Origin of the sequence: Mesorhizobium sp. M2E.F.Ca.ET.209.01.1.1 (assembly GCF_004010375.2) — a bacterium.
Taxonomy (GTDB): Bacteria; Pseudomonadota; Alphaproteobacteria; order Rhizobiales; family Rhizobiaceae; genus Mesorhizobium.
Genome location: NZ_SADP02000003.1, coordinates 326607 through 339371, shown reverse-complemented (window position 1 = coordinate 339371; position 12765 = coordinate 326607). Strand labels below are relative to the sequence as shown.

9 protein-coding genes and 1 pseudogene are annotated in these 12765 nt (G+C 65.1%); 7 read left to right on the top strand and 3 right to left on the bottom strand.

Annotated features, from left to right (window positions below; genetic code table 11):
* Positions 1 to 48 precede the first annotated feature (48 nt).
* The 3 genes from EN852_RS07795 to EN852_RS07785 form a co-directional block, all read right to left on the bottom strand.
* Positions 49 to 2466, bottom strand: coding sequence for an FAD-dependent oxidoreductase (locus tag EN852_RS07795; RefSeq protein ID WP_127874134.1), 2418 nt, complete (start codon positions 2464 to 2466; stop codon positions 49 to 51).
* A 148-nt stretch (positions 2467 to 2614) separates the two neighbouring features.
* Positions 2615 to 4270 (bottom strand): ABC transporter substrate-binding protein, encoded by a 1656-nt coding sequence (locus EN852_RS07790; RefSeq protein ID WP_127874135.1) that lies wholly within the window; start codon positions 4268 to 4270, stop codon positions 2615 to 2617.
* 176 nt (positions 4271 to 4446) lie between these two features.
* Positions 4447 to 5340, bottom strand: coding sequence for a LysR substrate-binding domain-containing protein (locus EN852_RS07785; protein WP_127874136.1), 894 nt, complete (start codon positions 5338 to 5340; stop codon positions 4447 to 4449).
* A gap of 164 nt (positions 5341 to 5504) precedes the next feature.
* Here EN852_RS07785 and EN852_RS07780 point away from each other — a divergent pair, with 164 nt between their 5' ends.
* From EN852_RS07780 to EN852_RS07755, 7 genes and pseudogenes are all read left to right on the top strand, one after another.
* Positions 5505 to 6902 (top strand): MmgE/PrpD family protein, encoded by a 1398-nt coding sequence (locus tag EN852_RS07780; protein ID WP_246694207.1) that lies wholly within the window; start codon positions 5505 to 5507, stop codon positions 6900 to 6902.
* A 7-nt stretch (positions 6903 to 6909) separates the two neighbouring features.
* A pseudogene (locus EN852_RS43145) lies at positions 6910 to 7257 on the top strand (FAD-dependent oxidoreductase); the annotation flags it as partial.
* Between the two features lie 124 nt (positions 7258 to 7381).
* Entirely contained in the window at positions 7382 to 8149 is a 768-nt protein-coding gene (locus tag EN852_RS43140; RefSeq protein ID WP_281407778.1) for an FAD-dependent oxidoreductase, read from the top strand.
* 2 nt (positions 8150 to 8151) lie between these two features.
* A complete protein-coding gene (locus EN852_RS07770; protein ID WP_127874137.1) occupies positions 8152 to 8418 on the top strand; it encodes a sarcosine oxidase subunit delta in 267 nt (88 codons plus the stop codon).
* Positions 8415 to 11270 (top strand): 2Fe-2S iron-sulfur cluster-binding protein, encoded by a 2856-nt coding sequence (locus EN852_RS07765; protein ID WP_127874138.1) that lies wholly within the window; start codon positions 8415 to 8417, stop codon positions 11268 to 11270. Before EN852_RS07770 ends, EN852_RS07765 begins: the two co-directional genes overlap by 4 nt.
* The gene (locus EN852_RS07760) at positions 11271 to 11858 is read left to right on the top strand and encodes a hypothetical protein (protein WP_127874139.1); all 588 of its coding nucleotides are present in this window, start codon (positions 11271 to 11273) and stop codon (positions 11856 to 11858) included.
* On the top strand, positions 11855 to 12763 hold the full coding sequence (locus EN852_RS07755; protein WP_127874140.1) for a dihydrodipicolinate synthase family protein: 909 nt from the start codon (positions 11855 to 11857) through the stop codon (positions 12761 to 12763). The genes EN852_RS07760 and EN852_RS07755 overlap by 4 nt, the downstream gene beginning before the upstream one ends.
* The last annotated feature ends 2 nt before the right edge of the window (positions 12764 to 12765 follow it).

Genomic DNA, 12765 nt, shown 5'->3' with positions numbered 1-12765 from the left:
AAGTCCTCTTCAAATGTCGCGTACTCCCAGTCGCCAAGCGTTCGCGGCTTACGACCGCAGCCGCTTGCCTTCCGGATCGAAGGGCGGATGCGCGAGCAGCACCGCATCATGCGGTCGCCCGAGGATGGCGACGGTCACCTTGTCGCCGGCCTTTGCGGTTCCCGCCTTGACGTAGCCCATCGCCAGCGACTGCTCGACGAAATAGCCATAGGCGCCCGACGACACCTGGCCGATCGGCGTGCCGTCCGGCAGGAAGATCGGCTCGCCGCCGGTGGCGTCGGCATCCATGGCCGACACCGAAAGCATGATCAGCTCGTCGCGCGCCGGCTTCTCGGCGACGGCGAGATAGGCGTCGCGGTTGAGGAATTCCTTGTCCGTCTTGATCAGGCGGTCGAGCTTGACCTCCTGCGGCCAGTATTCCGGCGAATACTCGCGGCTCCAGCTGCCGTAGCCCTTCTCGACGCGCAGCGACATCAGCGCCCGCGAGCCGACCGGCCCGGCGCCGACCTCCGCGCCCGCCTTGAGCAGCGCGCGGTAGAGCTCGACCTGGTCGGCGGCTTTGCAGTGCAGTTCCCAGCCGAGATCGCCGGTGAAGGAGACCCTGAGCGCCACGACATCGACGCCGGCGACAGTGATCTGGCGCGAGCGCATGAAGGGGAAGGCTTCGTTCGACAGGTCGTCATTGGTGAGCCGCTGCAGCAGTTCGCGTGATTTCGGCCCGGCGACGTTGAACCCGCCCAGTTCCTCGGTGCGCGAGCGAAAGGTCGTGCCTTCCGGCAGCGGCACCGATTTGAAGAAGCGCCGATGAAAACGCTCGGCCATGCCTGAGCCGATCACCATGAACTCGTCCTCCGCCAGCCTGGTCACGGTGAAGTCGCCGGCGATGCCGCCGCGCTTGCCGATCAGCGGCGTGAGACAGGAGTTGCCGACCTTGGTCGGCATGCGGTTGGCGAAGAGCGCATTGAGCCAGGCTTCCGCGCCCGGACCCTTCACTTCGTATTTGGCGAAATTGGAGATGTCGATGATGCCGGCATGCTCGCGCAGCATACGAGCTTCGCGGCCGACAGGCCCCCACCAGTTCTGGCGCGTGAAGCCGATCGTTTCCTCGCGCGGCTCGCCTGCGGCCGCGAACCACAGCGGATGCTCCCAGCCGAAATTGAGGCCGAACACGGCGCCCATCTCCTTCTGCATGTCATAGGCCGGCCGCGTCCGCACCGGGCGGCCGGCGGCGCGCTCCTCGTTCGGGAAATGGATCTTGAAGCGGTGGCTGTACTGGTCCTGCACCCGCGCCTTGGTGAAGGCCTTGCCGGCCCAATGGCCGAAGCGCGCCATGTCCCAGCCGAACATATCGAGCGAAGGCTCGCCTTCGATCATCCATTCGGCCGCGAGCTTGCCCATGCCGCCCGACTGCGAGAAGCCGGGGATGATGCCGTTGCAGCAGAAATAATTGCTGAGCTCCGGCACCGGCCCGAACAGCACCGCACTGTCCGGCGACCAGATCATCGGACCGTTGATCACCTTTTTGACGCCGGCGGTGGCGGCCGCGGGCACGCGCTGAACGGCGCGCATCATGTTCTCCTCGATGCGGTCGAGATCGTCGGGAAACAGCTCGTGGCCGAAGTCCAGCGGAGTTCCCTCCTCGGCCCAGAATTTCATATTGCGCTCATAGGCGCCGATCAGCAGCCCGAGGCCCTCCTGGCGCAGGTAATATTCGCCGTCGCGATCGGCGACGGACGGCAGGCGCCGACCCATCGAAGCGATTTCGGGGATGGTCTCGGTGACGAAATACTGGTGCTCGGTGGGGATCAGCGGCAGTTGCAGCCCGGCCATGGCGGCGACCTCCCTGCCCCACAGTCCGGCGGCGTTGACCACCCATTGCGTGCGGATGTCGCCTTTCGGCGTGCGCACGATCCAGCTGCCGTCCGCTTGCGCCTCGGTCGCCGTGACCGGCGTGAAACGATGGATCTCGGCGCCGCGCTGCCGCGCGCCGGCGGCGTAGGCCGCCGTCACGCCTGAAGGATCGACATTGCCGCCCTCCGGCTCGTACATGATGCAGCGTATGCCGTCGAAATCGACAAGCGGATGCAGCCGCTCAGCCTCGTCGCGGCTGACCTCGTAAAAATTCATCTTGTAGCGCCGCGCCTTGGCTTCCTGGAGCCTGAGCTGATGCTCACGCGCCTCGGTTTGGGCGAGATAGAGCGAGCCCGGCTGGAAGATGCCGCAGCCCTGGCCTGTCTCGGCCTCCAGCTCCTTGTAGAGCGCCATCGTATAGTGCTGCAGCCGGCTGATGTTGGTGGAATCATGCAGGCCGTGGATGTTGGCCGCCGCGTGCCATGTCGAACCGGAGGTCAGCTCGCTGCGCTCCAAAAGCACGACATCCGTCCACCCGAACTTCGCAAGATGATAGAGGATCGAGCAGCCGATCAGACCGCCGCCAATGACGACGGCTTGTGCTTGAGTACGCATCGTTGAGCTTTCTTCCCTTGGTTCGGCGACTTTTTTCGCGCTCTTTGGCAGCGCTTTTGGAATTTCATCTAGCTGACTGATCGATCCCAGTCGCCGGTGAATTCAGGGGCGCTAACCGCGCCCCTGAATTGGTGCTTGAGCCGCCAGTCTAGGCCTTGTCCAGCCAGACCTTGTCCAGCTGCAGCTCGAATGTCTGATGCATGCCGAGGTTCTTCACGTAAGGGGCATGGTGGCGGTAGAGCGAGCGCCAGAACGCCTGGACGAGGATGCCGGAATCCTGCAGGATGAACTCCACCTCCTTCATCAGCTCCTTGCGCTTGGCCGGGTCGGCGACGGCCATCGCCTCGTTGAGCTTCTTGTCGAACTCCGGATTGGCGTAGCCTGACTCATTCCAGGCCTCGCCGCTGCGGTAGGCGATCGCCAGCACCTGCACGCCCAGCGGCCGCATGCCCCAGTCGGTGGTCGACCACGGATATTTCGTCCAATCGTTCCAGAACGAAGAGCCCGGGATGATGGTGCGCTTGACCTTGAATCCGGCGTCGCGCATCTGCGCGGCGACGACGTCGGCAGGGTCCTTCACATAGTCGGCATCGTAGGAGATCAGCTCGAACTCGTGATCCGTCTGGCCGGCCTCGGCCATCAGCGCCTTGGCCTTTGCCAGGTCGCGCGGAACTTTGGGCAGCGCGTAATATTCCGGATGGATCTGGCAGACATGATGGTTTTCAGCGACTTGCCCCAAGCCGCTATAGCCGAGCTTCAGCACCGTCTCGTTGTCGACCGCGAGCTGAATGGCATTGCGCACGCGTTTGTCGTCGTAAGGCTTGTTGGTCACGTTGGTGCGCAGCACGATCGTGCCGGCGGTGACCACCTGCTCCTTGACCAGGCCCATGCTGTCATAGAGATCGACCGTGCCGCCGACCGTCTGGTAGTTGCAGTCGATCTCGCCGGCTTCGAAGGCGCTGCCGATGGCGGGGTTCGAGGCGTCCGATCCGTAGTCGGTCCAGTCGACGCCGTCGAGATAGGGCTCGCCGCCGAACCAGGTGAAGTCCTTGCGCCGCCGCACCGAGGCAGACTCGCCGACCTTGTAGGAGATCAGCTCATAGGGGCCAGTGCCGGGCGTCTTCAGCATGTCGGCGCCGTTCTTGTCGAAGTCGCGATGGACGATGACCGCCGGATAGTCGGAAAAACCCGGGATGATGGTGACGTCCGACTGGTTGCATTTCAGCTTCACCGTATGGTCGTCGACCTTGGTGATGGCGCCGGCGGCGGCCTTCTTGGTGGCGGGATCGATCAGTGAGCTCATGCGGCCGGCCATCGAATTGCCTTCGGCCGCCCTATCGCACCAACGCCCGATATTGTAGACGATGTCGTCGGCGTTGAAGTCGTCGCCGTTCGACCATTTCACGCCCTTGCGCAGATGCAGCGTGTATTCGGTGGCGTCGTCGCTCACCTCCCAGCTCTCGACCAGATGGCCCTCGAAGGTGAAGTCGGTGGTGTAGCGGATCATGTAGTCGTTGCACTGGCGCATGACATTGGCGATTTCGGACCAGTCCCAGCTGCGCGGATCCTTCATATCCTTGATGATCATCTGCATCTTCAGGATGCCGCCCTTCTTGCCGGGCAAGGGTGCAGCGGCCTTGGCCGGCTCGATCCCTGCCATCGAATAGGCGAGCGCCGTGGAAGCGCCCATCACGCTTGCCATGGCCAGGAATTCGCGGCGGTCCATCCCGCCCTTTTTGACTTCGGCTGCGTAGCTTTCGATGACCGCCGGGACGCGGTCACCGTTGCTCTTGAACATCGTCATCGTTGTTCTCCGGTTCAGGGCTTTTTGCCCGTTGCATTCCCCTTGCGGCATGCATGTTAGGGGCGATGCAAAAATCCCGGAAGGGCTCGATCCTTCACAAACCGCAGAAACCCGGCCTTTGAGGCCTAAAAAAACGATGCCATTGGCCCGTCAAATTTTTGAGGGTGAAACGGGTGCTAAGGTCGCGCGGCGTCTTCCCTGGCCCTGGAAAGGATCCATTCCTTGACGGTGCGCGCGATGTTTCCCTTCGAAAGCTGGCCCTCGGTCAGATAGTAATTCCAGGGGCTTGACGGCCGCACGGGAAACGGCTCGACGAGCAGCCCGCGATCCATATAGGCGTGCGAGAGCGAACGCTGCGTGGCGACCAGGCCGGCGCCCATGGCGGCGAGCTCGAGCGCGATGTTGGAGGCATTGGTCGACAGGCCCTTGTCGTGCTCTTCCAGATCGACCCCGAGCGCCTCGGTCACCACCTGCCAGTATTCCTGGCGGCCATGCACGAAGATCCAGTCAACCTTGAGCATGTCCTGCGGTGTCTTCAGCGCATGCTCGCCCTCGAGCAGCCTGGGGGCACAGAGCAGGACCAGCTCGTCGTTCCAGAGCGGAATGGCGGCGGGCGGCCGGTCGTCGAAACGCCGCGTCGAGATGGTGATGTCGGCGATCTGCTCGCCGATGTCTTCCCAAATCGTGCCGTGCAGCACGATCTCGATCTCGGGATGCTTCTTGCGGAACGCCGCCATGCAGCCGGCCAGCCAGTTCTCGGCAAGGCTCATCGGGCAGGAAACGACCACGGTGCGGTTGCGTGAGGAAGCCACGATCGCTTCGGTCGCCTGGTCGATCTGGTCGAGCGCCTGGCGCAAGGTCGGCAGAAACGCCTCCCCCATCTCGGTCAGCTTCAGGCTGCGCGGATAGCGGATGAAGAGCTGCCGGCCGATATAATGTTCCAGCGCACGCACATGTGTGCTGACCGCGGCTTGCGTGTAGCCCAGCTCCTTGGCCGCCGTGGTGAAGCTCAAATGACGGGCCGAGCTCTCAAACGACCGGATATAGTTCAAGGGGGGTGGCGGCTTCATCCCAGTCTCCTGTTCCACAGTTGCCATAGCATGGGCAACCGGCCGTTCAATCGCAGACAGGCGACATGGCATCAATATTTTTGGCCAAAGCCGCCAAACTAATCGCGTGCCTGCGCGATGAACCCATTTTAATGATGTTGTGGAGAGACAGGGGAGAGAAGCGCGTGGCTGTGCCGTCATACCGGCGTGAGGGGCCTGTCGTCATTTCCGATACGTTCACGCGGCTCGCCGATTTCGTGCTGCGGCGTCCGGCTTCCGTCTTCCCTCAACCGGTGCTCGAACAGGCACGCTACCTCCTGCTCGACACGCTGGGCATCGCCATCGCGGCCGGTCCGATGGACGCGGGCCGGATCGCGCGCGATGCCGCCGTGCTGCTCTACGGTTCGAACGATCCGCACTATTCGGCCCGCATGCTGTTCGACGGGCGCCGCGCCAGCATTGCCGGCGCGGCCTACGCCGTTGCCACGCAGACCGACAATCTTGACGGCCATGACGGCTACAGCCCGACCAAGGGTCATATCGGCGTCGCGGTCGTGCCGGCGCTTGCCGCTCTCGCGGAGGCGCGGCCCGATCTTACGGGACCGGAAACGCTGGCGTCCCTGGTCGTTGGCTACGAAGTCGCCGGCCGGGCCGGCATCGCCTTGCATGCGACGGTGAGCGACTATCACACCTCGGGTGCCTGGAATGCATTGGGCGTGGCGGCGATCGCGGCGAGGCTGCGGCGGCTCGACGAAACGCAATTGCGCGAGGCGCTGGGCATTGCCGAGTATCACGGCCCGCGCAGCCAGATGATACGCGAGATCACCACGCCGACGATGCTGCATGACGGCTCCGGTCCAGGCGCCCTTATCGGCCTTTCGGCCGCGGTGCTGGCCGAACGCGGCTTCACCGGCGCGCCGGCGATCACGGTGGAGGCGCCGGAGGTTGCGACGCATTGGCAGGACCTCGGCGTCTTCTGGCAATCATTGCATCAGTATGTGAAGCCTTATCCGATCTGCCGCTGGGCGCATGCGGCCATCGACGCCGTGCGCGGACTTTGCCTGGCGCACAATCTTGCCCCCTCCGACATCGCCCATGTCCAGGTCAACAGCTTCCACTACGCGGTGACGCTGTTCGACGGCATGCCTGACACGACTTCGAAGGCGCAGTACAGCCTGCGCTTCGCCGTCGCGACCTTCATCCTTCATGGGCGCATCGGGCTGGAGCATATTTCCGGGGCCGGGCTCGCCGATACCGCAGTCGCCGACATGCTCACCCGCATCGCGGTCACCGAATGCGAGCGCCACAGCGCCCGCTTCCCGGCCGGCCGCTGGGCCGACGTCGTCATCACGACCAACGATGGACGCGTGCTGATGTCGGGCGACGTGCATGCGCGCGGCGGCCCGGAAGCGCCGATGACCAGGCAAGACGTCGAGGCCAAATACATGGAGTTCGCCACACCCGTGCTCGGACCCGACCGCGCTGCGGCAATCCGCGACACGGTGCTTTCGCTCGACGACCGCGACAGCCGCTTCTCCGATCTCTCGGCGCTGCTTTACGATCCTCCCACGGCTTCGAGCTGAGCCTGCAATGCCCCTCAGGCTCCTGAAATACGGTCTCAGCAGGGACTATCCGGTCAGCGGCGACATCCCGGCAACGCCGGAGCTGAAGCCGGCCTACGACGTCGTCATCATCGGCGGCGGCGGGCATGGACTGTCCTGCGCGCATCATCTTGCAAAATACCACGGCATAACGAGCGTGGCGGTGCTGGAGAAGGGCTATCTCGCCGGCGGCAACACTGCGCGCAACACCACCACGATCCGCTCCAACTACATCACGCCGGAAGGCATCGCCTTCTACAAGGAGGGCGTCGAACTCTTCGAGCGCCTGTCGCAAGAGCTCGACTTCAACGTCATGTTCTCGCAGCGCGGTCAGCTCACGCTGGCGCATACAGAGGCGACGATGCGCAGCTTCCACATGCGCGCCGAGATGGGCAAGCATATGGGCACGCACCGAGGTCGTCGACCAGAAGGGCGTCGAGGAGCTCTGCCCGCTGCTGAACATGGACTATGGCGGTCCGCTCGAAATCCTCGGCGGGCTCTGGCATGCCGATGGCGGAACGGCACGCCACGATGCCGTCGCCTGGGGCTACGCCGCCCAGGCGTCGCGGCGCGGCGTCGAGATCCACCAGCGCACCGAGGTGCAAGGCTTCGATGTCGTCGGCGACCGCGTCCAGGCGGTCAAGACGAACAGAGGCCGCGTCGCCTGCGGCCAGGTGCTGATCGCCACCGGCGGCATGAATTACGACGTGGCTCTGATGGCCGGCGTCGAGCTTCCGATCCGCTGCTACCCACTGCAGGCCATGGTGACCCAGCCTCTGAAACCATGGCTCAACACGCTGGTCTCGTCGGTCTCGATGCACACCTATTTGGTGCAATCCTCACGCGGCGAGGTCGTCATCGGCGGCGGCTCCGATCCCTACCAGCTCTATTCGACGCGCTCGACGCTCGACATGAAGGAGCATCTCGCCGAAGGCGCCGTCCACCTCTTTCCCTTCCTGCAAGGCGTTCGGCTGCTGAGGCAATGGGCCGGCATCACCGACATGACGCCGGACTACAGCCCGATCATGGGTGCCAGCCCGCTCGCCAATCTCTGGCTCGACTGCGGCTGGGGCACCTGGGGCTTCAAGGCGACGCCCGTCGCGGGAAAGCGCATGGCGCAGACCATCGCCGACGGCCGTGTGCCCGACATCCTGAAACCATTTGCATTGGAGCGGTTCGAAACCTTTCGGCTGCTCAATGAAATGGGCGCGACCGCCGCGAGCCATTGACGATGAAGCTTTTGACCTGCCCCATGAACGGCCCCCGCAACATCGACGAGTTCCAGTCTTTCGGGCCGGTGCGCGCGCGACTTGATCCGAACGCAACCGCCGACAGGGACTGGTCGCGGCACCTGTTCCGCGCCGAAAACCGCAAGGGCATCGTGGTCGAGTGGTGGCGGCACGTGCCGAGCAACTATTTTTTCCTGGCCGAGCGTGATCTGGTTAGCAATGAGGTCATCCGCACCTTTGACGCCTCCGAACTGCGGGACCGCGCATGAACCGGCTGCCCGCCCCTTTCGGAAGCCGGATCGACCGAAGCCGCCGTATCCGCTTCACCTTCGAGGGCAAGTCGTTTGAAGGCTATGAAGGTGACAGCATTGCCAGCGCGCTTGCCGCGTCCGGTCAATGGGTGCTGTCGCGCTCGTTCAAATACCACCGCCCGCGCGGCATCCTGTCAATGACCGGAGCCGACGCCAACGCGCTGGTGCAATTGTTGTCCGAACCGAACGCCGCCGCGGAGCGCACGCCAATCAGCGAGGGGCTGCGGGTGAGCGCCCAGAACGTCAACGGCTCGCTCGAGCGCGACCGCGACGCCATCATGGACAGATTCGGCTGCTTCCTGCCGGTCGGCTTCTACTACCGCACCTTCATGGGTCCGCGCCGCGACAGCTGGCTGAAATTCTGGGAGCCGATCATCCGCCGCAAGGCAGGCCTGGGCGTCGTCGACACCAAGGCTCCGCATCGGCATTTCGACAAGACGCATCTGCATTGCGACGTGCTCGTCGTCGGCGCCGGCCCGGCGGGACTGAGCGCCGCGATCGCCGCCGCCGAGGCCGGCGCCGATGTGGTGCTGTGCGACGAGAACCCCGAGATCGGCGGCGCGCTGAGCTACGGCCGCTACGATCCGGCCATCCTGTCCGGGCTGTCGTCGCGGCTCGCGGCGCTGCCCAATCTCAAGCTGCTGACCGGCACCGTCTGCAATGGCTGGTACGAGGACAATTGGCTGCCGCTGATCCAGGGCAACCGGCTTCACCGCACCCGCGCTCGCGAGGTGATCCTGGCGACCGGCGCCATCGAGCAGCCGGCCGTCTTCCGCAACAACGATCTGCCGGGGATCATGCTCGGCAGCGCTGCCCAGCGCCTGATCAGGCACTATGGCGTACGGCCGGGCCACAGTGCCGTGGTGCTGGCGGCCAATGACGAAGGCTACCGGACGGCACTGGACCTGTTGGACGCAGGCGTGTTGGTAGTCGAGCTTGTCGATCCCAGACCGGCCGCTGACGCCAGCGCCTTGGAAGCCGAACTCCGCGGCAAAGGCGTCACCATCCGTAAAGCCGCAACCGTCGAGGCGGCGGAAGGCAGGGCCGGCAACCGTCACCTCGCCCGCGTCCGTGTCGGCGGAAGCTGGATCGCCTGCGACCTGCTGGCCCTTTCGATCGGCAGCGCGCCAGCATGGCAGCTGCCGTGCCAGGCCGGCGGCAAGGTCGGCTACGACGCCGCCATGCAAATGATGACGATCACGTTGCCGCAAGGCTCCGTCCATCTCGCCGGCGCCGTTACCGGCGCGGACGAGCTCGAGGACGCTATCGCCAGCGGCCGGCGCGCGGCGGCAGCCGCGCTCTTGCGGCTCGGTCATGCAATAGCGGCAGAACCGCCGGTGACGTCAAAGAGCGCTCGGCCACGATACGTGCAGCCGATCGTCGCCGATCCCAAGGGACGCGACTTCGTCGACTTAGACGAGGACCTGCAGGTCAAGGATCTGCAGAACGCGACCAAGGACGGCTATCGCGAGATCGAGCTGGTCAAGCGCTTCACCACCGTCGGCATGGGCCCGAGCCAGGGACGCCATTCAGCGCTGGCGACCGCCCGCATCGTCGCCAAGGCAACCGGGCGGACAGTCGGCGAGATCGGCATCACCACGGCGCGTCCTCCCGTCGGGCCGGAAACGCTCGGCGTCCTCGCCGGCCACCATGAGGTGCTGGAGCGCCGCACGGCGCTGCATGCGCGGCACGTCGAGCTGAACGCCGCGATGAAGCCGGTCGGCGCATGGTGGCGGCCCTACTATTACGGCAACGACAGCAGCCCTGAGCAAGCCGTCCGCGAGGAAATCCTTGCGGTGCGCAAAGGCATCGGCCTGCTCGACGTCTCGACGCTCGGCAAGCTGGAGATCCGCGGGCCGGACGCCGGCGAGTTCCTCGACCGCCTCTACACGATGGCGCACGCCAACCAGCCCGTCGGCCGTGTCCGCTATTGCCTGATGCTCAACGAGATGGGCTCGGTGGTCGATGATGGCGTCGCCTACCGGATGGCTGAGGATCAGTTCTATGTGACGGCGACCACCGGCGCCGTGGCGCGCGTCTATGCCGACATGCTGTTCTGGAATGCCGAGTGGCGCCTCAAAGTCGACGTGCTCAACCTTACCGGCGCCTTCTCAGGCCTCAACGTGACTGGACCCAAGGCGCGCCAGGTGCTTCAGGCGCTGGAGAGTGACATCGATTTCAGCCGCGACGCCTTCCCCTATCTGAGCGGCCGCGAAGGCATGGTCGCCGGCGTCCCGGTGCGGGTGATGCGTATCGGCTTCACCGGCGAGCTCAGCTACGAATTGCATTGCCCTTCGAGCCTGGCGCCCGCGCTTTGGGATGCCGTGATGGCCGCGGGCAAGCCCCACGGCTTGCGTCCTTACGGCCTGGAAGCGTCCCGCATCCTGCGCCTGGAGAAGGGCCACATCCTGATCGGCCAGGATACGGATGCAATCACCACGCCCGATGAGCTGGGCTTTGGCTGGGCGGTCTCGAAGAAGAAGCCGTTCTTCGTCGGCAAGCGCTCCATCGAGATGCGCGCGAGGCTCGGCCAGACCCGCAAGCTCGTCGGGCTGCAATACCCCGCCGGCGCCAGCAATATCCCCGGCGAAGGCTGCCTGGTGCTGCGCAATGGCGCTCCCGTCGGTCAGATCACGTCGGTCGGATATTCGCCATCGCTTAGGCGCCACATTGCGCTGGCCTATGTCCATGTCGACGACCAGGCGGAAGGCAGCCGGGTGACGGTGAAGTGCCGCGATGGTCAACTGGTCGAGGCCCCGGTTGTCGCCCACGCCTTCTTCGATCCGACCAACGGGCGGCAGGAGATCTAGATGGCCGCCGGCACCGCGACTCGCATTTATCCTTTCATGCCCGGCGGCGCGGCCGACGGCACCAAGCTGGTTTCCGGCGCGGTCGCGCTGAGCGATCTTATAGACAAGCCGCGCTTCGGCCTGAAAGGCGGCGGCAGCGCCGCCTGGCTTGCCGCGCAGGGCATTCCTCTCCCCGCCGTCAACCGCATCGGCGAGCATTGCGGCATGCGCGTCCTGCGCCTCGGCAACGAGGACATCCTGCTTCTCGCCGAGGACGCCGGCGAAGCGCTCGCCCAGGTCAAAGCCGCCTGGCAGAGCGCGTCAGCGCCGAAGGGCTATTCGTCGTGGCGCGACGAAGGTTGGGCATGGATGCGCCTTTCCGGTCCTCGCCTCGCCGAAGCGATGAGCGCGCTTTGCACACTGGACCTGAGACCCCAAAAATTCGGCGCCGACGACATCGCCCAGACCCGCGTCGGCCACATCGAAGCCGTGACGTTCCGTTCGCCGGCGGGTTTCGACATACTCTTCGACATCACCGCTTCGGCCTACTTCGCCCGCACCGTGGCGGCGGTGGCCGGCCACACCGACCAGCACAGAGGACTTTCATGACCCGCCCGCAAGGAACAATCGCTCCCATCCTGACGCCGTTCGAAGACGACGGCCGCATCGCGCGCGATCTCTGGATATCTCACGCCAAATGGGTGCTCGGCCAAGGCGCGCATTTCCTCTCGCCGTTCGGCACGACGGGCGAAGCGCTGTCGGTTTCCTTGCGCGAACGCATGCAGGCGCTGGAATGGCTGGTCGAGGCCGGCATCGCGCCGGACCAGCTGATGCCTGGCACCGGCGTTACCGCGCTGCCCGAAACCGTCGAGCTGTCAGCGCATGCCGTCGGCCTCGGCTGCGCCGCGGTCATGGTGTTGCCGTCCTTCTTCTATACCGGCGCCGGCGACAACGGGCAGGCGCGCTATTACAGCGAGCTGATCGAGAAGGTGGCAAAGCCTTCGATGCGCGTGATCCTCTATCACATCCCGCAGAATTCCGGCGTGCCGGTCAGCCCGGCGCTGACGGCGCGATTGAGCAAGACGTTCCCGGGCACGGTGGTCGCCTATAAGGACAGCGCCGGTGACTGGAACAACACCGCCGCCGTCATCGCAGCAGCGCCCGACATCTCGGTCTTCCCGAGTTCTGAAGCGCAGCTCACCAAGGGTCTTGCGAGCGGCGCGGCCGGCTGCATTTCGGCGACCGTCAATCTGAACGCCGCCGCCATCCGCCGCCTCTATGACGCGGCCCGCAAGGGCGAGGATGTCACCGAGGCGGATGCGGCCGTCAAGGCGTTCCGCAAGGTGATCCAGGATGCCGGGCTGATCCCGGCGATGAAGGCGGTGCTTGCGGTCAAGTCCGGCGACCGGCGCTGGCTGAACCTGCGCGCCCCGCACGAGAATGCGACGCTGGAAAACGGCCAGGCTTTGCTTGCCACCCTCGGCAGCGCCGCCGACCATATCGGCCGCGATTGAGA

Bases quoted from the DNA above. Each gene is read 5' to 3' on its own strand.
- EN852_RS07795 (WP_127874134.1), bottom strand. From the start codon at position 2,466: ATGCGTACTCAAGCACAAGCCGTCGTCATTGGCGGCGGTCTGATCGGC.
- EN852_RS07790 (WP_127874135.1), bottom strand. From the start codon at position 4,270: ATGACGATGTTCAAGAGCAACGGTGACCGCGTCCCGGCGGTCATCGAA.
- EN852_RS07785 (WP_127874136.1), bottom strand. From the start codon at position 5,340: ATGAAGCCGCCACCCCCCTTGAACTATATCCGGTCGTTTGAGAGCTCG.
- EN852_RS43140 (WP_281407778.1), top strand. From the start codon at position 7,382: ATGGACTATGGCGGTCCGCTCGAAATCCTCGGCGGGCTCTGGCATGCC.
- EN852_RS07770 (WP_127874137.1), top strand. From the start codon at position 8,152: ATGAAGCTTTTGACCTGCCCCATGAACGGCCCCCGCAACATCGACGAG.
- EN852_RS07765 (WP_127874138.1), top strand. From the start codon at position 8,415: ATGAACCGGCTGCCCGCCCCTTTCGGAAGCCGGATCGACCGAAGCCGC.
- EN852_RS07760 (WP_127874139.1), top strand. From the start codon at position 11,271: ATGGCCGCCGGCACCGCGACTCGCATTTATCCTTTCATGCCCGGCGGC.
- EN852_RS07755 (WP_127874140.1), top strand. From the start codon at position 11,855: ATGACCCGCCCGCAAGGAACAATCGCTCCCATCCTGACGCCGTTCGAA.